This is a genomic window from Methylomonas methanica, from assembly GCF_001644035.1.
In the GTDB taxonomy this organism is placed as follows: domain Bacteria; phylum Pseudomonadota; class Gammaproteobacteria; order Methylococcales; family Methylomonadaceae; genus Methylomonas; species Methylomonas methanica_A.
In genome coordinates this window covers 1-24,138 of the sequence record NZ_LUUG01000108.1, presented here as the reverse complement: position 1 = coordinate 24,138, position 24,138 = coordinate 1, and the positions used below count along the sequence as shown (strand labels likewise).

Genomic DNA, 24,138 nt, shown 5'->3' with positions numbered 1-24,138 from the left:
GACTTTATTTTAATTTCAGAGAAGAGAAAGCTTGCTTGAGTCTTAGCAAGTTTGGGAAAGAAGAGATGGGCGAAAGCTTTGCAGAGTTGTTTGAAGAGAGTTATGCCAAGACCGAAATGCGTCCTGGCGCAATGCTAATTGGTACAGTTGTTGATATCGAAAACGAATTTGTTATCGTCAGCACACAAGCCAAATCAGAAGGGGTCATTCCTAAATGGCAATTTCTGAATGCCGACGGCGACCTTGAGGTCAATGTAGGCGACGAAATTGAGGTTGCTCTCGATTTATTCGAAGATGGCCTGGGTGCCACTCTTCTTTCCCGTGATAAAGCCAAGAAAAGTAAAGCTTGGGCAGAACTGGAAAAAGCCTTTGAAACGCAAGAAACCATCGTCGGCCGTATCAACGGCAAAGTACGTGGCGGTTTCACCGTTGCAGTTGGTGCATTACGCGCCTTCTTGCCAGGCTCTCTGGTTGACGTTCGTCCTATCCGCGATACCGCTTTCCTGGAAAATCGCGACCTGGAATTTAAAGTCATCAAAATCGACCAAAAACGTAACAACGTCGTGTTATCACGCCGTGCGGTCGTCGAAAGCGAATACAGCGCAGAACGCGAAGAGTTGGTTAAAACTCTGCAAGACGGCGCGATCGTTACCGGTATCGTTAAAAACCTCACCGACTACGGTGCGTTTATCGATTTGGGCGGCGTCGACGGCTTGTTGCACATTACCGATATGGCATGGCGCCGTGTACGTCACCCATCCGAGTGTGTAGAAATTGGTCAGGAAGTTAAAGTTAAAGTCCTGAAATTCGACAAAGACAAAACTCGCGTCTCGTTGGGCATGAAACAAATGGATGAAGATCCATGGCAAAACATCGCCCGTCGTTACCCAGCCGGCACTCGCGTGTTCGGTAAAGTCAACAACCTGACCGACTACGGTTGCTTCGTGGAAATCGAAGAAGGCGTTGAAGGCTTGGTGCACGTTTCCGAAATGGACTGGACCAACAAAAACGTCAACCCATCCAAAGTTGTGCAACTGGGCGATGAAGTTGAAGTCATGGTTTTGGAAATCGACGAAGAACGCCGTCGTATTTCACTGGGCATGAAACAATGCCGCTCCAACCCTTGGGATGAGTTTGCCGCTACACACAACAAAGGCGACAAAATCTCCGGCAAAATCAAATCGATTACCGATTTCGGTATCTTTATCGGCCTGGATGGCGGTATTGACGGTTTGGTGCATATGTCCGACATTTCCTGGAATGAAAACGACGAAGAAGCCATTCGCAACTACAAAAAAGGCGACGAAGTCGAAACCGTCATCTTGGCTGTGGATTCCGAGCGGGAACGTATCTCTCTGGGTATCAAACAGTTAGAGCAAGACCCTTTCCAAAACTACATTGCTGTGCATGAAAAAGGCAGCTTAGTTAAAGGCGTCATCAAAGAAATCGATGCTAAAGGTGCTATCGTAACTTTGGCCGATAATGTCGAAGGCTATTTGCGCGCTTCTGAAATTCAACGTGACCGCGTCGAAGATGCGCGTACTTTGTTGAAAGAAGGCGAAGAAATCGAAGCTAAGTTTGTCGGTGTTGACAAAAAGACTAAATCTATTTCTTTGTCTATCAAAGCGAAAGATGTCGAAGAAGAGTCTAATGCCATTAAAGATTACTCGTCACAAAATGCTGGCACAGCCACATTAGGCGATATCTTTAAACAAATGGACAAGTAGTAAAACCATCTCCAAGGGTGACATGACTGGGTCATGTCACCCTTTTTTGATTATTCAGGGCTGGATGTGACAAAATCAGAATTGATAGAGATGCTGGCACGAAAGCAGCCTCATCTCGCGCTTAAAGATGTTGAATTGGCAGTCAGATGCGTTGTTGACCACTTGAGCGATACGTTGGCAAGTGGCGATAGGATAGAAATCAGAGGTTTTGGCAGTTTTTCACTACACCATCGTTCAGCACGACTGGGACGTAACCCCAAGACCGGCGATTCAGTGTCCTTAACAGAGAAGCACGTGCCGCATTTTAAACCGGGAAAGGAATTGCGGGATATGGTTGATGCTTCCAGGGAAAAATTCAAAATCGTCGATTGACGATAGCTTTTGAACTAACAATACCAATGCAAGCTGCCCAATATGGGAATAGCGTTGTACTTTAGATGACTTTCTCGTGGCGGCAGTGTCCGCCACTTTAAAATTATTGCCCTATTGCGAATTAGGCTCCCAATAAAGGACCTAGGCAGAATTTAATCAGGCCGGATGCCAGTGAGCTTATTCGATCATTATTACAGCTATGATCCTGGCTATGGTTACAGTCTTGACGATTTGTTAAGCGTTCCGGCGCCACAAGAGCCTGCCGATTTTAGTCGGTTTTGGCGAGATAAATATCAAAAAACCTTAACGGTTTCTCCACAGTTTTCCCTGAATTACCAATGCCTGCGCGCTGGCTACCGGGTCTACGACATAAGCTATCAGTCTACTGATGGTTTTCGTATAGCCGGCTGGCTGCTTGAGCCGGATGCACAGCCAATTACTCGAAGCATAGTGGTCGGTCATGGTTATGGTGGCAGAGAACAACCGGATTTTCATCTCAGCATACCTGGCGCCGCCTTACTTTTTCCTTGCTTTCGCGGCATATCTCGCAGCCGCTGCGAGCGCTTGCCGGACCAACCGAATCAACATGTCGTGCAGGGCATCGACGATCCTAATCATTACGTGATTGGCGGGTGCGTAGAAGATTTATGGCTGGCTGTGACCGTTCTAGGCGAGCGTTATCCTGCAATCGCGAATAAGATCGGCTATATGGGCATTAGTTTCGGTGGTGGTATCGGCGCTTTGGCCGCACCATGGGACGCAAGAATTAAGCGAGTACACTTGAACGTTCCCACCTTTGGCAATCAGCCCTTGCGTTTAAGCTTGCCCACCAGCGGCAGTGCCGCAGCGTTGAAAGCCTATAGTCAAAACCATCATAATGTGTTTGACACATTAGCCTATTATGATGCCGCTGTTTCTGCGCGTTATGCAATACAGCCGTTGCATGCTGCGGTTGCCTTATTCGATCCGGTCGTAGCGCCGCCTGGACAGTTTGCTATATACAACGCTTGGGCAGCGGATAAGCTGTTATTTATCTTGGATGCTGGACATTTCGATTACCCCCGTCAGCACGATCAAGAGCGGCAATTGATTGCGGAGCTGCAACATTTTTTCGGAGAATCGTCGCTTTAGATTATGAATCGCGAATATCATCACTGGTACAGTCCGCGCTTGGGCCGCGACATGGAGTTCCTGGTTTTCGGTCATGCCGGGGCCAAAGTACTGATTTTTCCAACGCGTGACGGCCGTTTTTACGAATACGAGAACCTGGGTATTGTCGAACGGTTACGCAATAAAATCGAAGCGGGACACATACAGTTGTACTGTGTTGACAGTATCGATCACGAAACTTTTTACTGTTTTTGGCGGCGGCCGAAAGACCGTATTCAGCGGCACATGTTTTTCGAAGACTACATATTGAACGAAATCATGCCGTTCATGGCCTTGAAAAATCCGCACCCGTGCATCATCGCTCACGGCTGTAGTTTGGGCGGTTATCATGCCGCCAATATCGCCTTCCGGCATCCGCATTTATTTAAAAAATTAGTGGCATTTTCCGGTCGTTTCGATTTGACGCTGGAAGTGGAGTGTTTCAAAAACCTGTTCGACGGTTATTACGACGATCATGTTTACTATCATACGCCAACCCACTTTCTACCCAATCTGAATTGCGAAGCCCAATTAAAACATTTGCAGCAAATGGAAATTACTTTGGTTATTGGTAAGGAAGATCCGTTTTTACAGAACAATCATGAGTTAAGTCACATATTAGCTGCCAAGGGTATTCGACATGCCTTGTATGAATGGGAAGGGCGCGCGCATCAAGGCCATTATTGGCGCAGAATGGCCCCTCTGTACATCTGACAGTCCCGATTATGCTCGTTGAAAATAAATCCCTGCTCTACTGCGCTGGTGTGTTTCCAGCGTCCAGAGATTGTTTTTCATCAAGCGCAGGCGGCGCAATGGTTTTGCCTTGCATCAATTCGTCGATCTGATGTTTATCCAGGGTTTCCCAGTCCAATAAGGCTTGTGCCATATTATGCAGAATATCGATATTTTCCTTTAACAGGGTTTCGGCCCTTAGATAATTGTTGTCCACAATTAACCTGATTTCCCGGTCGATTAAGCGTGCCATGTGTTCCGACATCGGTTTGGCTTGCGGCCCCAGATAACTGCCTTCGTTATCGCCATAATCCAACGGACCGAGGTTGTCCGATAATCCCCATTTGGTGACCATATTACGGGCTAATTGTGTCGCGCGTTGAATATCGTTGCTTGCGCCGGTGGTGACTTTATTCTTACCGTAAACCAGCGCTTCCGCGGCCCTGCCGCCAAACAAACTGGAGATTTGGCCTTCCAATTTGTCCTTACTGGCGCTGTATTCATCGCGTTCAGGCAGGAACATCGTAATGCCTAAAGCGCCGCCGCGCGGCATGATGCTGACTTTGTAAACCGGGTCATGCTCCGGCACCAGGCGGCCGACGATGGCGTGGCCGGCTTCGTGGTAGGCAGTCATCAACAGGTCTTCGCGGCTCATGATCATCGTGCGTTTTTCCGCGCCCATAATGGTTTTGTCGCGGGCCTTATCCAGATCGTTCATCGTGATTTCCCGCTGATTATTGCGGGCGGCGAACAAGGCGCCTTCGTTGATCAGATTAGCTAATTCGGCGCCGGAAAAACCCGGCGTGCCGCGCGCCAGATCGTTGAGGTTGACGTCATCGGCTAAAGGTACGCGGCTGGAATGAACTCTGAGAATTTGCTCGCGGCCTTTGATGTCCGGCAGGCTGACTTGCACTTGCCGGTCGAATCGGCCGGGGCGTAACAAGGCTTTATCCAGCACGTCTATGCGGTTGGTCGCGGCGATGACGATGATGCCTTCGTTGCCGCTAAAGCCGTCCATTTCGACTAATAGTTGATTCAGGGTTTGCTCGCGCTCTTCGGTACCGCCCATATTGCCCGGGCTGCGCTGTCGGCCAACGGCATCGATTTCGTCAATGAAAATGATACATGGCGCGTGTTTTTTGGCTTGTGCGAACAGATCGCGCACCCTGGACGCGCCGACCCCGACAAACATTTCCACGAAGTCGGAACCGGAGATCGAGAAAAACGGCACACCGGCTTCGCCGGCAATCGCGCGTGCCAGTAAGGTCTTACCGGTGCCGGGAGGGCCAACCATCAGCACTCCTCTGGGGATTTTGCCGCCCAAGGCTTCGTATTTGCCCGGCGCTTTCAGAAAATCGACTAATTCGGCGACATCCTGCTTGGCTTCCTCGACGCCGGCAACGTCGTTAAAACGAACCTTTACCTGATTCTCCGTCATCAGCTTGGCCCGACTTTTGCCGAAATTGCTTTGCGCGCCGGCGCCAAGCAGTTGTTTGCGCATGAAATAAATCAATACGCCAATTAGCAAGAAGGTCGGCGCCCAGGAGTAAAATACCTGCATAAACGTCGATTGCGTCAACGGTCTTTGCACGACGATCTTCACCCCATTCTGCAATAGATCTTCTATCACCGTCACATCGCCAGGGCTGTATGCGGTAAAACGTGTGCCGTTATGCCTCAGACCATCGATGGCTCTGCCGTCGATCACGACTTCGGCAACCATTTTGCCGCGTACATCCTGGATGAAGTCGGAATACGGAATATCGCCCTGAGATTTATAGACCGGAGGAGCCGGATTAAAAATTACAAACGCCGCGATCGCGATGCCGGCCAATATGAACAACAAGAACAAAATTTTTTTCATGGTTGTGGCCTCTATGTTCTGCGGAGCGGTTTGGGTTTGCATGCCAAAACCGCCCTGATTCAAGCTAAGAGATCATGATTCGTCGACAGCCAAAGCCAGATCAGCCAATTGCTGCAACGCTTCCCGGTAGGTGGTTTCAGAATCGGCTCTGACCGTGGCATGTGCCACTTTTCGGCCCTTGCGCGGAGCTTTGTCATACAGGTGCAAATGCGCGTTTGGAATATTTAGCAGTGCCGCGTCGTCGGCCAGACCGCCGATAAAATTCACCATGCCGGCGTAACCGCGTGGCTTTGTGGAGCCTAGCGGTAAATCCAGAATAGCCCGCAAGTGATTTTCAAATTGACTGGTTTCCGAGCCTTCTATGGTCCAGTGGCCGGAGTTATGCACGCGCGGCGCGAATTCATTGGCCAGTAGTTCGCCGTTCAGATCAAACAATTCCAGCGCAATCACGCCGACGTAATCCAATTTTTCCAGCAATAAACTGACGTAGTTTTCGGCAATGGCTTGTTCGGAATCGTTAGCACAACATTCGGCAACGCGCAGAATCCCGCCGCGATGTTGATTTTCCGATAGCGGATAGTAAGCAATCTCGCCGGAGAGGCTGCGCGCGGCGATGATGGATACTTCGCGCTGAAACGGCACAAAGCCTTCGACAATAGACGCTGCGCCCTGCATGCTGTCCCAGGCTGATTCCAGTTTATCTACCGATTTTAGAACTACTTGGCCCTTGCCGTCATACCCCATGCGCCGGCTTTTTAGAATGGCGGGGTAGCCGATTACCGGCATAGCTTGCTGCAAGTCCTCTAAAGTGTTGACAGGCGCAAAGGGCGCAGTGCGAATGCCTAAATCTTTGAAAAAATTCTTTTCCAATAAGCGATCTTGCGCAACAGCCAGTGCGCCTGCCGGCGGATAAACTTGGGTGTGGCTAGATAAAAACTCGGCCACATGGGCGGGCACGTTTTCGAATTCGTAAGTCACGATGTCGGCTTTTTCGGCTAGTGATGCCAGTAAATCCGGATCGTCGTAAGCGCCCAGCAAATGTTCACTCAAGCCGGCAGCGCCAGCGTTGACGTCGGGATCGAGCACGATGAATTTCAACCCCAGCGGGTAACCAGCCAACGCAATCATTCTGGCGAGCTGACCGCCACCTAAAATGCCAATTTTCATCCGGTCACCTGTCTTGGGTCGGGGGTGGCGATTACGCTGTCGGTTTGTTGTTGACGATAAGCATCGAGAGCAGGGCGGTATTGCGGATGTTTATTGCTGATAATCGCGGCGGCCAGCAGTGCGGCATTGATAGCGCCGGCCTTGCCGATAGCCAGAGTGCCCACCGGAATGCCGGCCGGCATTTGTACGATGGATAATAGAGAATCCATACCGTTCAACGCTTTGGATTGCACAGGCACACCCAATACCGGCAGCGCGGTTTTCGCGGCTGTCATGCCCGGTAAATGCGCGGCACCGCCGGCGCCAGCGATAATGACTTCCAAACCTTTGCCTTCCGCGGTTTCCGCATACTTAAACAACTTGTCTGGAGTGCGATGGGCCGAAACCACTTCCACTTCATGCGGAATATCAAGATGTTCTAGGGTTTGCGCTGCATGTTGCATGGTTTCCCAATCGGATGTGGAACCCATGATGATGCCTATCAATGCGGTCATGCAAAATCTCCGGTATTTGCGATAAATCAAAACGGCTCGATTATCGCATAAATGGGGAGATTTTCTCTGTCGGCAAATTGCGAACTATGCCGGGCTTAATGATAAGATAGCGCCCCTTGTAATGTGTCAACCTAAGGATGGATGAATGGAAAACTCGCAACACGCTTCGCTGCAAGCCAGTGAATTATCGTGTTTTCGCGATGAGCGCTTGTTGTTTTCTGATTTGAGTTTTACGTTGTACCCCGGAGAAGTGTTATTGCTGGAAGGAGCCAACGGCAGCGGCAAAACCTCGCTATTGCGTATTCTGTGCGGCTTTAGAGAAGCCGACGCCGGCGAGATTTATTGGTGCGGCAGCAAAATCGCCGAGAGTAGCTATTACAACGACATGGCTTATGTCGGTCATGCTGACGGCACAAAAAAGGAACTGACTGTGTTGGAAAATCTAAAGTTTGCAATGGCGCTGGGGAGCGCGGGCAAATACGACATCGAACAAGCGTTGGATAAAGTGCAATTAGCCGGATTCGACGACAATCCCGTGCATACCCTGTCGGCCGGACAAAAGCGGCGCCTATCGCTGGCTCGCTTGCTGATTACGCATAACTTGCTGTGGATACTCGATGAACCGTTCACCTCGCTGGATAGACAAGGCATCAAATTGATAGAATCGCTGATGGCCGAACACATTGCCCAAGGCGGTATGGCGGTGTTGACCTCTCATCACGATCTAAGCATGGCCGATCTCAATCTGAAACGCATTCATCTGCAAGCATGCCAATAATTCAGGCTTTTTGGGCGATCATTCGCCGTGATTTATTGCTGGCGTTTCGGCGCCGCGCCGAAATGGCCAATCCGCTATTTTTTTTCGTGCTGGTGGTGGCTTTGTTTCCATTGGCCGTAGGCGCGCAACCCAATTTATTGCGGGCGATGGCGCCTGGAGTGATTTGGGTGTCGGCCTTATTAGCGGCTTTATTATCCTTGGATGGTTTGTTTCGCAGCGATTTTGAGGACGGCTCGCTGGAGCAAATGCTGCTCAGTCCGCATGCCTTATCGATATTGGTACTGGGCAAAATCATCGCTCATTGGCTGGTAACAGGCTTGCCCTTGTTGCTGGTGGCGCCGTTGCTGGCGGTGTTTTTGGGTTTGCCTGAGCAGGCCATGGGAACTTTATGGCTGACATTGATCTTAGCTACGCCCTTGCTCAGCTTGATTGGCGCCATCGGGGTGGCCCTCACGGTCGGATTACGCAGGGGCGGCATGTTGTTGTCCTTATTGGTATTGCCTTTGTATGTGCCGGTTTTAATTTTCGCCAGCGGCGCTGTGGACAGGGCAGCCAGCGGTTTGCCGGTCAACGCCCAACTAAATATTTTATTGGCTATGTTGCTGTCGGCACTGGTATTGGTGCCGTTGCCAACAGCGGCCGCGTTAAAAATGAGTGTGAATTGATGTCTTGGATCCCTGCGCCGGTTAGCCGGTTTTTTCATCGTACGTCGTCGCCGCCGTATTTTTATGCATTGGCGGATCGTTTCATCCCTTGGCTAACGGTCATTTTTCTAGTGTTGCTCGGTGCCGGTCTCTATGGCGGTCTGTATCTGGCGCCTACCGATTATCAGCAGGGCGATAGTTACCGGATCATATACATCCACGTGCCGGCCGCCTGGATGTCTTTGTTTATTTACGTGCTGATGGCAGTGATGGGCGGGATCGCGTTGATTTGGCGCATGAAACTGGCCGAGGTGATGTTGATCAGCAGTGCGCCGATTGGCGCCGGATTTACCTTCGTCGCGCTGGTGACCGGCTCCTTGTGGGGCAAGCCCATGTGGGGCACATGGTGGGTGTGGGATGCGCGCTTAACTTCGGAATTGATCTTGTTGTTTCTGTATATGGGTGTGATCAGTTTGTACGGCGCCATCGAAGAAAAACGGGCGGCGGCAAGAGCGGTGTCGATTTTGGCGCTGGTAGGGGTGGTGAACATTCCGATCATCCATTACTCGGTGCAATGGTGGAACACCCTGCATCAAGGGCCTACCGTCAGCAAAATGGATAAACCGTCTATACACGTCAGCATGTTGGTGCCCTTGTTACTGATGGCAGTAGCATTCAAGTTCTATTATCTGATTGCGGTATTGCAGGCCGCCAAACTGGAATTACTGAAGCGCGAAACTAGCTCGCAATGGGTGAAAGCGCTGTTGGAGAAACAAGCATGAGCTGGGAAAGCTTTTTATACATGGGCGGTTACGCCATCTACGTGTGGCCGGCTTATGGTGTGACGGCCTTGGTGTTGGTCGTTAATATTGTATTGCCGGTCCTGCAACGCAAGCAGTTGCTGCGTGAGCTCACTATCAAACAAAAACGGTCACAAGCTCGATGAAACCGATACGAAAACAACGCTTGTTTCTGATCATCCTGATGTTGGCTGGTCTGGGCTTGGCGGCGACCTTTGCTTTAAAAGCCTTCAACGAAAACCTGATGTATTTTTTTTCCACCAGCGATGTGGCCGCCGGCAAAGCGCCGACCAACGCGGTATTTCGCTTGGGTGGGATGGTGGTGAAAGGCAGTGTGGAACGCCCCAACGCCGATTTATTGGTGCGCTTTAAACTCAGCGATTTCGAAAAGGAAGTGACGGTGGAATATTCAGGCATCTTGCCGGATTTGTTCAGGGAAGGGCAGGGTATCGTCGCCAAGGGTGCGCTGGATAGTCGCGGTGTGTTCGTTGCCGAGGAAGTGCTCGCCAAACATGACGAGAACTACATGCCGCCCGAAGTAGCCGGCAGCCTGAAAAAACCGGCGGCGCAGCCATGATCCCGGAAATAGGCCACTTTGCGTTAATCCTAGCCTTGTGCATGGCACTGGTGCAAGGCACTTTGCCGATCTTTGGTGCGGCCAAATCCATCACAGGTTGGGTGCATGTCGCTAAACCCGCTGCATTTGGTCAGCTGTTATTCATGGTTTTGTCATACGCCTGCTTAACCAGCAGCTTTATCAGCCACGATTTCTCGGTAGCTTATGTAGCGCAAAACTCCAATACCGCCTTACCGCTGATCTACCTGATTTCCGGGGTATGGGGTGCACATGAAGGGTCCTTGTTACTTTGGGCACTGACCTTATCGATCTGGACCGGCTTGGTTGCCGCCTTTAGCACGCATATTCCGGATGCTACTCGGGCGCGGGTATTGGGTGTGATGGGCTTGGTCAGTATCGGCTTCATCCTGTTCTTATTACTGACTTCAAACCCGTTTGACCGTTTGTTTCCGGCACCTATGGAAGGTCGCGACCTCAATCCCCTATTGCAAGATCCCGGCTTGGCCATCCATCCGCCGATGCTGTACATGGGGTATGTCGGCTTTTCGGTGGCGTTCGCGTTTTCCATAGCCGCCTTGCTGGAAGGGCGTTTAGACGCCGCCTGGGCGCGCTGGTCGCGGCCCTGGACCAATATCGCCTGGATGTTTTTAACGCTGGGTATCACCCTGGGGAGTTGGTGGGCTTATTACGAACTCGGTTGGGGCGGTTGGTGGTTTTGGGACCCTGTGGAAAACGCATCCTTCATGCCTTGGCTGGTCGGCACCGCATTGATTCACTCACTGGCTGCTACTGAAAAGCGCGGGGTGTTCAAAACCTGGACCGTGCTGCTGGCAATTTTTGCGTTTTCCTTGAGCTTGCTGGGCACCTTTCTGGTGCGTTCCGGGGTGTTGACTTCTGTTCACGCCTTTGCCAGCGATCCGGCGCGCGGCTTATTTATCCTGATCTTCCTGGCCGTGGTGGTCGGCGGTTCACTGCTGCTGTACGCAATTCGCGCCCCGCAGGTGAAAAGTCACGCCCGCTTTGAATTGGTCTCCAAAGAATCGGTATTACTGGTCAACAATGTGCTTTTGGTAGTCACCGCCGCCAGCATCTTGCTGGGTACTTTGTATCCGCTGGTGGTCGATGCGTTGGGCTTGGGCAAACTGTCGGTTGGCCCGCCGTACTTCAACGCCGTGTTCATTCCGTTGATGGCGCCATTAGCTTTGGTGGTCGGCCTGGGCGTGTTGATGGGCTGGAAGAGCGACGATCTAAAGGCTTTAGGCTTGCGTGTACGTCGGCTGATTGCCGCTTGTGTGGGCTTAGCCCTGTTGACGCCACTACTGATGCCGTTTTATTCCTGGGGCGCCGCCTTGGGTACCGGCTTGGCGTTATGGACGCTGGCGATTACCGGCATGGCTTTCAAACAACGCCTGCAAAGCTGGTCCTGGCAACGCTTGCAACAAATTCCGGCCGGTTTCTACGGCATGACCTTAGCGCACTTTGGTATCGCGGTGTTTGTGATCGGCATTACCTTTACCTCGGTGTATAGCATCGAACGCGACGTGCGCTTGGCGCCGGAAGAAACCCTGGATTTGTTTGGTTACGTGTTTCAGTTTCATGGCGTAAAAAGTACCGAGGGTCCTAACTACCGCGCCGAGCAAGCCTATTTAACGGTCAGCCACAACGGCGAAACCGTCGCCGAATTGTCGCCGCAAAAACGCGTGTATCGGGTGCAAACCATGCCGATGACCGAGGCCGCAATCGATGCCGGCGTATTCCGCGATTTGTTCGTGGCCCTGGGCGAGCCTTTAGATAAACAAGGCGCTTGGAGTTTGCGGGTCTACTACAAAGCCTTCATCCGCTGGATCTGGACGGGCGGGGTGTTTATGGCCTTGGGTGGCCTGATTGCCGCCAGCGACCGCCGCTATCGTTTGCTTAACAAACCTCTTTCACAAAGTTAATGAAGTATCTGTTACCGCTTTTCTTGTTCATCGCCTTGGCGATTTTTTTGGCGATCGGCTTAAAACTCAATCCTCGTGAAATTCCCTCGCCGCTGATCGATAAACCGGCGCCGGCTTTTAACCTGCCGATTCTGGCCACGCCGGAGCAGCGCCTGAGCCAGGCCGATTTCAAAGGCAAAGTCTGGCTGCTGAATGTTTGGGCGTCCTGGTGCGTATCCTGCCGAGAAGAACACCCCTTATTGATCGAGCTAGCCAAGCAAAACAAGGTGTTGCTGGTGGGTTTAAACTATAAAGACGAAGCGCAGGCTGCTAACGCCTGGCTGAGTAAACACGGCAATCCTTACAACGTCAGCGTGATGGATGCAGACGGCCGTACCGGAATTGATTACGGCGTTTACGGGGTGCCGGAAACCTTTGTCATCGATAAACGCGGCGTCGTGCGTTACAAACATACCGGGCCCGTGCAGCCTGGCGATCTGGAAAAAATCTTTCTGCCGTGGATTCAACAATTGGAAGCGGAAAACGTATGAAATTTCTTTACGCCGTGATTTTATCGCTGCTGGTATATCAAGCTCGTGCCGACATTGAATACCGCGATTTCAAGCAACCCGAGCAGGAACAGGCCTATCAAACCCTGATTTCCGAGCTACGCTGCCTGGTTTGCCAAAATCAAACCATCGCCGATTCCAACGCCGATCTGGCTAAGGACTTGCGCCGCCAGGTTTATGAAATGCTACAACAAGGTAAATCCCGCCAATACATCGTTGATTTTATGACCGACCGCTACGGCGATTTCGTCATGTACAAGCCGGCCCTGAAACTGAAAACCATGCTGCTTTGGCTGGGACCAGTGCTGTTCCTAGTGATTGGTTTGGCGACGGTTTGGGTTCTACGCAGCAAGACGGCTGTGATTGACGAGCCATTAAGCAAGGAGCAGCAGGCCAAGCTCGACAGTATTCTGGACAAAGGTGACGACGCGTGAATCTTGAGTTTTGGCTAGTGATAGCCGTATTAATAGCGCTGGCTCTGCTGGTGCTATTGCCGCCTTTGTTTAACCGCACTCCGTTGCGCGCTGCCGATGGCGAACAACGCAACACCGCGATTGCCCGTCAACAACTGGCTGAGCTTAAACTGCAATTGCAGAATGGGGTATTGTCGCAAGAACAGTACGAGGCTCAATATCGCGAGTTGCAGTTAACCTTGCTGGATGACTTGGAAGGACCTATTGCATTAACCGCAAACGCTAAAACCGGGCGTTGGGTCGTGCCGATCATCGCGCTGGGCTTGCCGCTCATCAGCCTGTTTTTGTATGGCATGTTAGGTGAACCGCAGGCATTGGCTAAGGCCGAGTTAGTGGCTACCAATCAAAAAGCGGCCGACAATGTGGCAAACATGGTCGCCAAGTTAATTGAGCGACTCAAACAACAGCCCGATGATCTGGAAGGCTGGTTGATGCTAGGCCGCTCGTATGTCTACATGCAGCAATACCAAAACGCTGCCGATGTCTTCGCCGAATTGAACAAACGTAAACCCAACGATCCAGCCGTGATGCTGCACTACGCCGATGCCTTGGCGATGGCACGTAACGGGCAAATGGCTGGCGAACCGGCTGAACTGGTGTTTCAAGCGTTAAAGTTGCTGCCGGAAGATCATACCGCCTTGTGGCTGGCCGGGATGGCCAAGGCCGAAGCTGGGGATTTTGCGGAGGCCATCAGCTACTGGAAAAAACTCTCCGGCTTGCTGCCCGCTGATAACGAAAGCCAGCAACAAGTCCAGAAAATGATTCAAATGGCCGAAGCGGAGCAGCAAAAACCGCAAGCGGCGGCATCGTCTGCGGCGGCTGTGGATATTACTGTCAAAGTCGAGTTGGATGCGGCGCTCAAAACCAAAGTCCAACCGCAACATACCGTGTTTATCTATGCGCAGGCAGTGAACGGTCCGAAAATGCCGCTGGCTATTGTTCGTAAGCAGGTAGCCGATTTGCCGGCCAGTGTCATACTGAACGACAGCGTAGCGATGCAGCCGCAAACCCATCTGGCCGATTTCAAGCAACTGCGTATCGTCGCGCGCATTTCCAAAACCGGTAACGCGATGCCGCAACCCGGCGATTTGATCGGTGCGGCGCAGCTGGATTCGGTATCGGCTAATCCCAGCGTCAGCATTACCATCAATCAAGAAGTGCAGTAATGGATCAATCAATCAAATTCGACCTGGACTTGATCAAGCGCTACGACAAGTCCGGCCCGCGCTATACCTCGTATCCCACCGCACTGGAATTACACGAAGGCTTCGGCGAGGCCGAGTATTTGCAACACATTGAAAAATCAAATGCCGCCGGCGGGCCGCTGTCGCTGTATTTTCATATCCCGTTCTGCGACACGGTGTGTTTTTATTGCGCCTGCAACAAGATAGTCACCAAAAATCGCGCGCACGCCGTACCCTATCTGGAAAACCTCTGCAAGGAAATCGCGATTCAGGGCAAGTTGTTTGACAACAGCCGCCCGGTCAATCAATTGCATTGGGGCGGCGGCACGCCGACGTTTTTAAGTTACGAGCAAATGAAGCAGTTGATGGATACTACCCGTCAGCATTTCAATTTGCGCGACGACGACAGCGGCGAATATTCCATCGAAGTGGATCCGCGCGAAACCAACGATTTGACCATCGCCCAATTGCGCGAGTTGGGCTTTAACCGCATCAGTTTAGGCTTGCAGGATTTCGATCCGGATGTGCAAAAAGCCGTCAACCGCCTGCAAAGCAAGGAACAAACCTTCGCGGTTTTGGAAGCTGCGCGTAAGGAAGGTTTTCGTTCCACCAATATCGATCTGATCTACGGCTTGCCCCTGCAAACCGAACAAAGCTTCGCTACCACGTTGGAACAAGTGCTGGCCTACGCGCCGGATCGCTTTTCGATCTTTAACTATGCGCATATGCCCAGCCGCTTCAAGACACAGCGGCAAATCAACGACAGCGATCTGCCGACAGCGGCTGTGAAACTGGAAATCCTGCAGATGGTCGGCAAGAAACTGACCGACGCCGGTTACGTGTACATCGGCATGGATCATTTCGCCAAACCGGACGACGAACTGGCCGTGGCGCAACGCGAAGGCAAGCTTTACCGCAATTTCCAGGGTTATTCCACCCATTCCGATTGCGACCTGGTCGGCTTGGGCGTCACCTCGATCGGTCGGGTTGGCGATGCCTACATGCAAAATTACAAGGAACTGGACGAATACGACGCGGCGATTTCGCAAGGTAAATTACCGGTGTATCGCGGTGTGGACTTGGATGAAGACGACAAGTTACGCCGAGCGGTGATTACCCAGTTGATTTGCCACTTCGAGCTAAGCTTCGGCAAAATCCAGTCAGAATTCAATATCGATTTTGCCGAATATTTCGCGGCCGAATTGGAAAGTTTGCGTCTGATGAAGGAAGACGGCTTACTGGAACTGACTGCCGATAGCATCAAAGTGTCTTCCGCCGGGCGCTTGCTGATCCGTAACATCTGCATGGTGTTCGACAAATATCTGGCGCAGAAACAGCAGCAGTTTTCCAAGGTTATCTGAGCGAGGTGGATTTCTATTGAGAGCGGTGTGGCGAGTTAACGAACTGCACCAATCGTGAACGATGTGGTGCATGTTGTTTACCGCATCTTCGGGCTACGACCACCTCGACGACGATTTAAAAACCGAGTTGACGCTGAAGCTGATTTGGACAGTGGTGGTGCAGGATGAGGATTAAATTTTTCATGTCCAATTGCGTAACAGTCGAAGTTACAGTTTTAACTCCGAACCTCTCAACGTTATACCGCGTCGGGTTACCCGGTCAAAACTAAAGACGTGCTCCATGGGGCTTTCGTAGCATCGCCCGACTAAGCGGTGCAGATAATCAGGTTCGCCTTTATCGAGATGAATGGTCGAACCGCAAATTGGGCACGGTGCGGTATAACGAACCAATCGAATCATTCTTAAATCACCATCGCGGAATAACTCAATTTGCGCGGATTTCTCATTCATGGATACTAGTAATTCGGATGCTTTTACAATCCGCCGATCGAATAAATCGAACCACGGTTTGATGACAAACAGCCAGGCGCTATAGGGGATAAGAAAAACACTGAGGAATGCAGTTAATTCCCTTGTTGTGATTGGTTTTGGTATTGTCAAAATAATCCAATCCAGTAAAGCTATAATTACTGCAATACCTCCAATTAGTAGCAAAAATGTGATTAATATTAACATTCGCCGACTCGATAGGCGTATTTGCCCATTTCTTAGTAGCCATTTTACTATCCAGGCGGGTTCGACGTCACCATTTTCGGCTATTTCATAAACGATAATATTTGAATCGAAATCAGATAACTTGGATTTATCGGGTTCTTTATTTTGATTGCTTGTATCATCGTCAATATTTGGTATTGGTTTTGTTTTTATAACGTAGTTAGTTTTGTCTGGGCCGCCAAGTGAGCTGATTCTTTCTGGATATGGATAAGTATCCAGTCCACATTTCCGCGCAAACTCAATAATCTGGTTTTCTCTGGACTTCCAATAGCGTAATACTGTCCGATTCCAATCGATCCATTCAGTTGCTTCGCTAACGTTACGCATTTTTTCGTTTAATGCCTCTGTAATATCTAGCGACTCCAAATACCGAATAACCTCAGTGTCACTTTGTCTGATTAATGACTCTTTAGCCATTGCAGACAAAATGCGATGGGCTTTTGTATCGCTAGGGTTGTCTCTCAACCATTCACTAAGGCATTGAATTACCAGTTGCATAGGCCCTCGCGGACCCGGTCAACGGGTGTTTGTATCTGTTGCAATAAAATAAAAATCATGAAACTGAAGTCTCCTTTAACTCACTTAACAGGTAGGTAACTATGAGTACTCAGTTCGCAGTAGATCAAGCAAATCGTATTACTCACATATCCGAAACAGAACGTGGACTCAATTGTAATTGTAGCTGCATAGTTTGCGGGGAGCGGATGGTTGCTAAAAAAGGCGACGAGCGGGAGCATCATTTTGCCCATGAATCTAACAAGATTGCCTGCGTGGTAAATCATGAAACTGTTTTACATCAGTTCGCCAAACGGGTTATTCAAGAGTCAGGTGGTCTTCTTGTCCCGTTTGTCAAATACCACGATGCATCGCATCCCCTGAACTTAAACGGTCTGAAACCAAGTTGGTTAATATTAGATAATATTGATCTTGAAAAGCCATTAGGAGGAGTAATACCCGATTTGATTGGCTATTCTGCGAATACACCGGTAATAATCGAGGTTGCTTATAGCTCATTCGTTGGCTATGAAAAACAGGGCAAATTAAATGATCTTGGAATCTGGACGCTAGAAATCGATCTGCGAGAGTTTCACCAGGAAAATTTCAATCCTCGGGATGTACAGGAAGCGATTATCAATGATGTCGAGATTAAAAAATGGTTGGTTAGCCATGAGATTTTAATCGATAAAATCGAAAGTTATGCCGAAGAAATTATAACGATCGATGGTATTTGGGTTTCTCTCAGGGAGTTACCCTTTGGTGACTTGGCCATAAAGGTAGTTGCCTATAATCCAAAAGTTAATGCCATCGTCAAGGCTATTGCAAAACGTTATTATGGTAGATGGCGTCAGGATTATAAGAACTGGATCGTCGATAAGCGTTGGTTACAACATGCAAAGAACGATTTAAAAGCTGCCGCAAATTCTTCTTGCTGAATATGGGTATAACGCATGCCGTCTATTCCTTACATAGCAACGGATTGGACGGCATTTTTCTTTCTTTAATCCCTCACCCATTCCTCCACCAAGCGGCTAGGCATATGCGCCGACTCGCTGGATTCCGGGTAGCTTTTGCCTGCGAGGATGCAATATATGACCCGCAAGGTATCCGCCAGCAATAGCCAGGTGATCAGCATGAACAGGCTGGTCAAGCCGGCATTCAAATAGTCGTTGAAGATCAGATGCGGAGCAGCTTTGATTTGTTCGGCCGGTAGTGCGCCGTTGGCGAGTTTGGCGGATAAATCGGCGGCGTGAGACAGAAATCCTACCCGTAAGTCGGCGGCAAACAGCTTTTCCCAGGCGGCGGTGCTGGTGACGATAATTAACCAGGCCAATGGCAATGCGGTGACCCAAACGTATTTAAGCTTATCCGACTTCACCAATATCGTAGTGCCCACGCACAAGGCAATCGCCGCCAGCATTTGGTTGGCGATGCCGAATAAGGGCCACAGGCTGTTGATGCCGCCTAATGGGTCTATCGTGCCCATGTACAGAAAATAGCCCCAAGCACCCACCACCAAACCGCTGGTTAACAAAATGCTGGGATAGCTGTTGGATTTAGCCAGACCCACATTGCCCAGCATGTCTTGCAGCATGAAACGGGCGACGCGGGTGCCGGCGTCGAGGGTGGTCAAAATAAATAAAGCCTCGAACATGATCGCGAAGTGATACCAAGCTGCCAGTAGGTGCTCGCCGAACACTTGGGCGAACAGGCTGGCCATGCCCACCGCCAATGAAGGCGCGCCGCCGGTACGGGCGAACAGCGTCGATTCGCCCATCGTTTTGGCCAGGGTTTGCATCTGCTCTACGCTCACCGGGAAGCCCCAGCCACTGATCTTGGCAACCGCATCGACCGCTTCCTTGCCGACGATGCCGGCCGGACTGTTGATCGCGAAATATACGCCTGGCTCCAGTACCGAGGCGGCGATCATCGCCATAATCGCGACGAAAGATTCCATCATCATCGCACCGTAGCCGATGAAGCGAGCATCCTGCTCATTAGCCAGCAATTTGGGCGTGGTGCCGGAGGAAATCAGGGCATGAAAGCCGGAAATCGCGCCGCAAGCGATGGTGATAAATACAAACGGAAACAGTTTGCCGCCGAAGATCGGTCCTGTGCCATCGATGAACTGGGTGAGGGCAGGCATTTTCAATTCCGGGCGCAGCACTACTATCGCAATCGCCAGCGCGGCGATGGTGCCCAGTTTCATGAACGTGGATAAATAATCCCTCGGTGCAAGCAAAAGCCAGACCGGCAATACCGCCGCCGCGAAACCATACAAAATCACCATTAATGCTAGTTGCGGGGCGTCGTAATCGAACCAGCTCCGGATGGTCGGGTTATCATCGATCCAGCCGCCGCCCAGGACCGCAAAAATTAGCAGGGATACGCCGATTAAAGTGGCTTCCAAAACTCGGCCCGGCCGCAAGTGGTGTAGATAGCAACCCATCAGTATGGCTATCGGAATCGTTGCGGCCACGGTGGAGGTCGCCCATGGGCTGTGTTTCATCGCATTGACCACCACCAGGCCCAGTACCGCGATCAGGATCACCATAATCATCATCACGCCTACCATGGCTGCGGTGCCGCCGATCGCCCCTAATTCGTCCTTGGCCATTTGTCCCAAGGAACGGCCGTCGCGGCGAATTGAAAAAAACAGCGTGACGAAATCTTGTACGCAGCCGCCTAAAACGGCCCCAATCAAAATCCACAAGGTACCCGGCAAATAGCCGAATTGGGCAGCTAGTGTAGGCCCGATCAAAGGGCCGGGGCCAGCAATTGCCGCGAAATGGTGGCCAAACACCACCCATTTGTGGGTGGGCATAAAGTCGCGGCCATCGTCGAAACGTTCGGCAGGTGTGGCGCGGCTGGGCTCCAATACCAACACTTTGCTGGCGACAAAGGCGCTGTAAAACCTATAGCCCAGCGCGTAAATACAAATCGCCGCGACGATCAGCCACATACTATTAATGCTTTCACCGCGCTGTAAGGCAATGCCGCCGACGGCGAAGGCACCGGTCAGGGCGACACAAGCCCAGAAAAAAATGGACGGTAATTGTTTATTGGTGCCGGACATGGCGAATTCCTTTCGAAAGTAATCGGTGTATTGCGTGATAAAGTTCGCAAAATGGTAGCATGTCAGTGTCAATTGCTGTTGGCGGATTAGCTTGGAAACCCGCTGCTTTGGCCGATTTTGCCGCTAATTCGCCATCGTCATTGCGTAGTTTTATTCAGCTTGATTGAACACGCGTTAGTCGCAACTTGCCGGCGTATAATTAAGGCTTGGTATCCATTACAGATAAAGGAGGACGAGAAGATGAACAAAACTTTTTTCAGCAGCTTATGCTTGGCCGTTGCCGTTTTAACGCCGTTTAACATGGCCTACGCAGAAACAAAGCTGGAACATGGCGACTACCGCGACTGGCGTTTGCTGGGCGTATCCTTGCGCCACGACAAAAACAGCATACGGGCTATCGTCGGCAACCATGTGGCTATCAATGCCGCTCGTGCAGGTAAAGTAAAACCTTGGCCGGACGGCAGCATCATCGCCAAAATCAAATGGGCGGAAAGAAAACATCCCAACTGGGAACAAGCAACCGTACCGGGCGAATTCACCGCCGCTGAAGCGATGGTGAAAGACAGTAAGAAATACGCGGAAACCGGTGGTTGGGGCTTCGGCATTTGGGAAGGTAAAACCTTAAAAATGCTGGACCAGGAAAAGTCCGCACCGTGCTTTGCTTGTCATTTACCCATGAAAGACAGCGACTACGTTTATACCCTGCCTAATCTACAATAAACGCAGTTTTTTGAGACGGGAGGCGGTTCATTCGCCTCTAGTTGGGCTCCCCATCAAGCTGCCGACATGCGCGGCAACGCTGTTAGCCAACGCGCTTAAATTGTAGCCGCCTTCCAATGCTGAAATGATTCGGCCTTGGCAGCAGGCATCGGCGATGCTAATCAATTCATCGGTAATCCAGCGATAATCATCTTCTACAAGACCGATTGAGGCCAAGGGATCGTCCCGATGGGCGTCGAAACCGGCGGAGATTAAAATCAGTTCCGGATTAAATGTTTTCACGGCCGGCAAAATGGACTGGCGATATTTGTCCCGAAACACATCGCCAGCGCTGCCGGTGGGGAGGGGAACGTTGATAATGTTCCCGACACCGCATTCCGAGGGATGACCGCTGCCGGGGTAATGCGGCCATTGATGGCTGGAGGCATATAGCACTTGCGGCTGTTCGCAAAAAGCCGCTTGGGTGCCGTTGCCGTGGTGCACGTCAAAATCCACAATGGCAATCCGGGTTAAGCCGTAGCGGCTGCGGGCATATTCGGCGGCAATGGCGATATTGTTGAATAGGCAAAAGCCCATCGCATAATCCGGCATGGCATGATGGCCGGGAGGGCGGGTGGCACAAAAGGCCCTAGCATTTTGGCCGGTGCAAATCCTATCGACCGCATCGCACACTGCGGCCACCGCTCGCAGAGCCGCTTGCTTGGAACCGGGCGATACCACGGTATCCGCGTCAAAATTTGCGTAACCTTCTTCAGGGATCGTTGTTAGTACTTTCGTAATCATGGCTTTGCTGTGTATCAAGCCAATCTTGTCTTGGATGTCGGTGGGAATATCGGCGGCGATTCGTTGCAATTGTGCAAATTTGGGTGCCGACAATGCTTGTTCGATCACATGGAGCCGGTCGATGCTCTCCGGATGGGCGACGCCGGTGTCGTGGCCCAAAAAATCCGGGTGACTATAGTAAAGTGTGCGCATAAGCTTACTCCTGCGGATGTTGCTTAAAGTCGTATCTTTATCGGATCTTCTGGGGCAGTGTATATCCCTTGCGTAAATATTTCTATAAATATTAAGTGTTTAGCGAACTGTTATTGAGGTGTGTTTTTACGCTAGCGTATAGCGGCGCAGGGTTTTTCGTTGGCAATCAACGGCTGCGGGGGATTGTATCGGCTGCGAAAAAGCTTTTTAGGAATCGCTTAGCCTAAGCGATTCCGTATGTGTCGACTTAAAAGATTGGCTTTTGAATGTGCTATCAAAGCTCTCTGGTCTGACTAAAGCTTATATCCGGCCAGCGTTCTTCGGTTAATTGCAAATTAACCCGGCTGCTGGCCAGATAGACCAAATAGCCGCCGCCATCTTCGGCAAGATTTTCGAACGCCTTGTTTTTAAACTCTTCCAGCTTGGCCGGATTTTTCGCGCTGACCCAGCGCACAGTATTGATTGGCGAAACATCGTAAGCGCATTCGACGTTATATTCATTTTTTAGGCGATGGGCAGTAACGTCAAACTGCAGAATACCCACCGCGCCGAGTATCAAATCGTTGTTTTTCAGTGGTCGGAACAGCTGGGTAGCGCCTTCTTCGGTCAATTGAATTAAACCTTTTTGCAGGGCTTTAGCGCGCAGCGGATCTTTCAACACCACGCGGCGAAACAGCTCCGGCGCAAAGTAGGGGATGCCGCCAAATTTTAAGGCTTCGCCCTGCGTAAAGGTGTCGCCGACTTGAATAGTGCCGTGGTTATGCAAGCCTATGATGTCGCCGGGATAAGCTTCCTCGACGTTTTTACGGCTGTCGGCTTGAAAGGTAATGGCGTTGGCGACCTGGATATTTTTACCGATGCGCACATGATTGACCTTCATGCCTTTATCGAATTTACCGGAACAGATTCTCAAAAAGGCTACGCGGTCGCGGTGCGCCGGGTCCATATTGGCTTGGATTTTAAACACAAAGCCGGTGAATTTTTCTTCATCGGGCATGACTTCGCGTTGCTCTGCTTGGCGCGAACGCGGCCCAGGCGCATATTCCGCGAAGGCGTCCAGCAATTCGATGATGCCGAAATTATTGATCGCCGAACCGAAAAACACCGGGGTTTGTTCACCAGCTAAATATTTAGCGTGATCGAATTCATGACTGGCGCCTTTGACCAGCTCGATCTCGTCGCGCAATTCTTCCGCCTGATAACCCAGCAGTTCGTCGAGTTTGGGATTGTTCAGACCTTTGATGACCTCGGCTTTGGCGATACGGCCACCGTGGTGCGGACTGAACAGCAAAATCTCGTCTTTATACAGCTGATAAACCCCTTTAAAACGCTTGCCCATACCAATCGGCCAGGTCATTGGTGTGCATTGGATTTTTAGTACGCTTTCGACTTCGTCGAGCAGTTCGATCGGCTCGCGGCCTTCGCGATCCAGCTTGTTGATGAAGGTCAGGATCGGCGTATCCCGCAGCCTACACACTTCCATCAATTTGATGGTCCTATCCTCAACACCTTTAGCCACGTCGATGACCATCAGCGCCGAGTCAACGGCTGTCAAGGTGCGGTAAGTATCTTCGGAAAAGTCTTCGTGGCCAGGGGTGTCCAGCAAATTGATGATGCAATCGTTATGCTCAAACTGCATTACAGAAGTGGTTACGGAAATCCCCCGCTCTTTTTCCATTTCCATCCAGTCGGAGGTGGCGTGACGCGCCGCTTTCCGGCCTTTTACCGAACCCGCCAATTGAATCGCACCGCCGAACAGCAGAAGTTTTTCGGTAATGGTGGTTTTACCCGCGTCGGGGTGGGAGATGATTGCAAAAGTGCGTCGTCGCTTGAATTCAGTGAGTTCCATTGAGGTATGAATCTGGATTTATTGTCAATTTGTACTAAATTTGCAAAGTACATATCCTTTCGTGTCTTGTCGCATTATATCTCAATTTGTCACTAGGCCGTCTTGCTGGCTCTACTCTCCCATGCCTCAATTTCATCCGGATCCCATAGGCAGGTTGTCCCCACCTGATTGATCTTTGGTTGCGGGAACGGGTTATTTTCCAGTTTCATCCAGCGGTAGATCGTTCTTTTACTGACCTGGTATCTATGTGTTAAATCAGAGATGGTCAGGAATTGTTTTCCAATCATCACTCACCTGTATATTTCTTTACTATAAAAAAATTACTCAAATCCGTGATTTGCAAACTTCACAGCGTTCAGTAAGCTGCTCTTCTCTCGCATTCAATAAAACCCAGAATCGACAATGTGGGCATGTCGAAATCTGAACTTTTTTATCTTTGATGTCCTGGGCCACCACCCAAGCAGCCGAAAAGTCGAGTTGCCCGGAAGGATAGGAA

The 24,138-nt window shown here is 50.7% G+C and carries 23 protein-coding genes; 16 read left to right on the top strand and 7 right to left on the bottom strand.

Features of this window, described 5'->3' with window-relative positions; translation table 11 throughout:
- Positions 1-65: 65 nt before the first annotated feature.
- From rpsA to A1332_RS20035, 4 genes are all read left to right on the top strand, one after another.
- On the top strand, positions 66-1,727 hold the full coding sequence (gene rpsA, locus A1332_RS20050; RefSeq protein ID WP_020481456.1) for a 30S ribosomal protein S1: 1,662 nt from the start codon (positions 66-68) through the stop codon (positions 1,725-1,727).
- Between the two features lie 66 nt (positions 1,728-1,793).
- Entirely contained in the window at positions 1,794-2,099 is a 306-nt protein-coding gene (locus tag A1332_RS20045; protein WP_033193988.1) for an integration host factor subunit beta, read from the top strand.
- 171 nt (positions 2,100-2,270) lie between these two features.
- Entirely contained in the window at positions 2,271-3,230 is a 960-nt protein-coding gene (locus tag A1332_RS20040; RefSeq protein WP_082879796.1) for an acetylxylan esterase, read from the top strand.
- A 3-nt stretch (positions 3,231-3,233) separates the two neighbouring features.
- Positions 3,234-3,962: an esterase family protein gene (locus A1332_RS20035; protein WP_064010196.1), complete on the top strand. Its 729-nt coding sequence runs from the start codon at positions 3,234-3,236 to the stop codon at positions 3,960-3,962.
- A gap of 37 nt (positions 3,963-3,999) precedes the next feature.
- Here A1332_RS20035 and ftsH read toward each other — a convergent pair whose 3' ends face one another.
- From ftsH to purE, 3 genes are all read right to left on the bottom strand, one after another.
- Entirely contained in the window at positions 4,000-5,844 is a 1,845-nt protein-coding gene (ftsH, locus tag A1332_RS20030) for an ATP-dependent zinc metalloprotease FtsH (RefSeq protein ID WP_064010210.1), read from the bottom strand.
- A 72-nt stretch (positions 5,845-5,916) separates the two neighbouring features.
- Complete coding sequence (locus A1332_RS20025) at positions 5,917-7,011, bottom strand: 5-(carboxyamino)imidazole ribonucleotide synthase (RefSeq protein ID WP_064010195.1); 1,095 nt, start codon at positions 7,009-7,011, stop codon at positions 5,917-5,919.
- Entirely contained in the window at positions 7,008-7,505 is a 498-nt protein-coding gene (gene purE / locus A1332_RS20020; RefSeq protein ID WP_064010194.1) for a 5-(carboxyamino)imidazole ribonucleotide mutase, read from the bottom strand. The genes A1332_RS20025 and purE overlap by 4 nt, the downstream gene beginning before the upstream one ends.
- A 145-nt stretch (positions 7,506-7,650) precedes the next feature.
- On the opposite strand from purE, the gene ccmA reads away from it, so the two are divergent.
- The 10 genes from ccmA to hemN are packed head-to-tail and all read left to right on the top strand — an operon-like array spanning position 7,651 to position 15,810.
- Positions 7,651-8,283, top strand: a complete 633-nt coding sequence (gene ccmA, locus A1332_RS20015) for a cytochrome c biogenesis heme-transporting ATPase CcmA (protein ID WP_064010193.1) — start codon at positions 7,651-7,653, stop codon at positions 8,281-8,283.
- Entirely contained in the window at positions 8,283-8,948 is a 666-nt protein-coding gene (gene ccmB, locus A1332_RS20010; protein WP_419866002.1) for a heme exporter protein CcmB, read from the top strand. Before ccmA ends, ccmB begins: the two co-directional genes overlap by 1 nt.
- On the top strand, positions 8,948-9,709 hold the full coding sequence (locus A1332_RS20005; RefSeq protein WP_064010191.1) for a heme ABC transporter permease: 762 nt from the start codon (positions 8,948-8,950) through the stop codon (positions 9,707-9,709). Before ccmB ends, A1332_RS20005 begins: the two co-directional genes overlap by 1 nt.
- Entirely contained in the window at positions 9,706-9,873 is a 168-nt protein-coding gene (ccmD, locus tag A1332_RS20000; protein ID WP_064010190.1) for a heme exporter protein CcmD, read from the top strand. The genes A1332_RS20005 and ccmD overlap by 4 nt, the downstream gene beginning before the upstream one ends.
- The gene (ccmE, locus tag A1332_RS19995; protein ID WP_064010189.1) at positions 9,870-10,304 is read left to right on the top strand and encodes a cytochrome c maturation protein CcmE; all 435 of its coding nucleotides are present in this window, start codon (positions 9,870-9,872) and stop codon (positions 10,302-10,304) included. Before ccmD ends, ccmE begins: the two co-directional genes overlap by 4 nt.
- The gene (locus tag A1332_RS19990; protein ID WP_064010188.1) at positions 10,301-12,244 is read left to right on the top strand and encodes a heme lyase CcmF/NrfE family subunit; all 1,944 of its coding nucleotides are present in this window, start codon (positions 10,301-10,303) and stop codon (positions 12,242-12,244) included. Before ccmE ends, A1332_RS19990 begins: the two co-directional genes overlap by 4 nt.
- Positions 12,244-12,774, top strand: a complete 531-nt coding sequence (locus A1332_RS19985) for a DsbE family thiol:disulfide interchange protein (protein WP_064010187.1) — start codon at positions 12,244-12,246, stop codon at positions 12,772-12,774. The genes A1332_RS19990 and A1332_RS19985 overlap by 1 nt, the downstream gene beginning before the upstream one ends.
- Positions 12,771-13,226 carry a cytochrome c-type biogenesis protein gene (locus A1332_RS19980; RefSeq protein WP_064010186.1) on the top strand — a complete coding sequence of 152 codons (456 nt, stop codon included), beginning with the start codon at positions 12,771-12,773 and terminating at the stop codon, positions 13,224-13,226. Before A1332_RS19985 ends, A1332_RS19980 begins: the two co-directional genes overlap by 4 nt.
- Complete coding sequence (gene ccmI / locus A1332_RS19975; RefSeq protein WP_064010185.1) at positions 13,223-14,431, top strand: c-type cytochrome biogenesis protein CcmI; 1,209 nt, start codon at positions 13,223-13,225, stop codon at positions 14,429-14,431. Before A1332_RS19980 ends, ccmI begins: the two co-directional genes overlap by 4 nt.
- The gene (gene hemN, locus A1332_RS19970) at positions 14,431-15,810 is read left to right on the top strand and encodes an oxygen-independent coproporphyrinogen III oxidase (protein ID WP_064010184.1); all 1,380 of its coding nucleotides are present in this window, start codon (positions 14,431-14,433) and stop codon (positions 15,808-15,810) included. The genes ccmI and hemN overlap by 1 nt, the downstream gene beginning before the upstream one ends.
- A gap of 207 nt (positions 15,811-16,017) precedes the next feature.
- Here the strand turns inward: hemN and A1332_RS19965 are convergent, their stop codons facing one another.
- A complete protein-coding gene (locus A1332_RS19965) occupies positions 16,018-17,022 on the bottom strand; it encodes a hypothetical protein (RefSeq protein WP_064010183.1) in 1,005 nt (334 codons plus the stop codon).
- 206 nt (positions 17,023-17,228) lie between these two features.
- On the opposite strand from A1332_RS19965, the gene A1332_RS19960 reads away from it, so the two are divergent.
- Positions 17,229-17,957 carry a hypothetical protein gene (locus tag A1332_RS19960; RefSeq protein WP_064010182.1) on the top strand — a complete coding sequence of 243 codons (729 nt, stop codon included), beginning with the start codon at positions 17,229-17,231 and terminating at the stop codon, positions 17,955-17,957.
- Positions 17,958-18,022: 65 nt separating this feature from the next.
- Here A1332_RS19960 and A1332_RS19955 read toward each other — a convergent pair whose 3' ends face one another.
- Positions 18,023-20,098, bottom strand: a complete 2,076-nt coding sequence (locus A1332_RS19955; RefSeq protein WP_064010209.1) for a carbon starvation CstA family protein — start codon at positions 20,096-20,098, stop codon at positions 18,023-18,025.
- Between the two features lie 240 nt (positions 20,099-20,338).
- On the opposite strand from A1332_RS19955, the gene A1332_RS19950 reads away from it, so the two are divergent.
- Entirely contained in the window at positions 20,339-20,818 is a 480-nt protein-coding gene (locus A1332_RS19950; RefSeq protein WP_064010181.1) for a cytochrome P460 family protein, read from the top strand.
- A gap of 27 nt (positions 20,819-20,845) precedes the next feature.
- On the opposite strand, the gene A1332_RS19945 is transcribed toward A1332_RS19950, so the two are convergent.
- Both A1332_RS19945 and A1332_RS19940 read right to left on the bottom strand, forming a co-directional pair.
- The gene (locus A1332_RS19945) at positions 20,846-21,793 is read right to left on the bottom strand and encodes a histone deacetylase family protein (RefSeq protein WP_064010180.1); all 948 of its coding nucleotides are present in this window, start codon (positions 21,791-21,793) and stop codon (positions 20,846-20,848) included.
- A 274-nt stretch (positions 21,794-22,067) separates the two neighbouring features.
- Positions 22,068-23,642 (bottom strand): peptide chain release factor 3, encoded by a 1,575-nt coding sequence (locus A1332_RS19940; protein WP_064010179.1) that lies wholly within the window; start codon positions 23,640-23,642, stop codon positions 22,068-22,070.
- Between the last annotated feature and the right edge of the window lie 496 nt (positions 23,643-24,138).

Coding starts and splice junctions, on each gene's coding strand:
- A1332_RS19990 (WP_064010188.1), top strand. CDS start 10,301: ATGATCCCGGAAATAGGCCACTTTGCGTTAATCCTAGCCTTGTGCATG.
- A1332_RS19965 (WP_064010183.1), bottom strand. CDS start 17,022: ATGCAACTGGTAATTCAATGCCTTAGTGAATGGTTGAGAGACAACCCT.
- A1332_RS19955 (WP_064010209.1), bottom strand. CDS start 20,098: ATGTCCGGCACCAATAAACAATTACCGTCCATTTTTTTCTGGGCTTGT.
- A1332_RS20035 (WP_064010196.1), top strand. CDS start 3,234: ATGAATCGCGAATATCATCACTGGTACAGTCCGCGCTTGGGCCGCGAC.
- ccmA (WP_064010193.1), top strand. CDS start 7,651: ATGGAAAACTCGCAACACGCTTCGCTGCAAGCCAGTGAATTATCGTGT.
- A1332_RS19950 (WP_064010181.1), top strand. CDS start 20,339: ATGAACAAAACTTTTTTCAGCAGCTTATGCTTGGCCGTTGCCGTTTTA.
- A1332_RS19940 (WP_064010179.1), bottom strand. CDS start 23,642: ATGGAACTCACTGAATTCAAGCGACGACGCACTTTTGCAATCATCTCC.
- A1332_RS20005 (WP_064010191.1), top strand. CDS start 8,948: ATGTCTTGGATCCCTGCGCCGGTTAGCCGGTTTTTTCATCGTACGTCG.
- rpsA (WP_020481456.1), top strand. CDS start 66: ATGGGCGAAAGCTTTGCAGAGTTGTTTGAAGAGAGTTATGCCAAGACC.
- A1332_RS19945 (WP_064010180.1), bottom strand. CDS start 21,793: ATGCGCACACTTTACTATAGTCACCCGGATTTTTTGGGCCACGACACC.
- ccmE (WP_064010189.1), top strand. CDS start 9,870: ATGAAACCGATACGAAAACAACGCTTGTTTCTGATCATCCTGATGTTG.
- A1332_RS19985 (WP_064010187.1), top strand. CDS start 12,244: ATGAAGTATCTGTTACCGCTTTTCTTGTTCATCGCCTTGGCGATTTTT.
- A1332_RS19960 (WP_064010182.1), top strand. CDS start 17,229: ATGGTTGCTAAAAAAGGCGACGAGCGGGAGCATCATTTTGCCCATGAA.
- ccmD (WP_064010190.1), top strand. CDS start 9,706: ATGAGCTGGGAAAGCTTTTTATACATGGGCGGTTACGCCATCTACGTG.
- purE (WP_064010194.1), bottom strand. CDS start 7,505: ATGACCGCATTGATAGGCATCATCATGGGTTCCACATCCGATTGGGAA.
- hemN (WP_064010184.1), top strand. CDS start 14,431: ATGGATCAATCAATCAAATTCGACCTGGACTTGATCAAGCGCTACGAC.
- A1332_RS20025 (WP_064010195.1), bottom strand. CDS start 7,011: ATGAAAATTGGCATTTTAGGTGGCGGTCAGCTCGCCAGAATGATTGCG.
- ftsH (WP_064010210.1), bottom strand. CDS start 5,844: ATGAAAAAAATTTTGTTCTTGTTGTTCATATTGGCCGGCATCGCGATC.
- A1332_RS19980 (WP_064010186.1), top strand. CDS start 12,771: ATGAAATTTCTTTACGCCGTGATTTTATCGCTGCTGGTATATCAAGCT.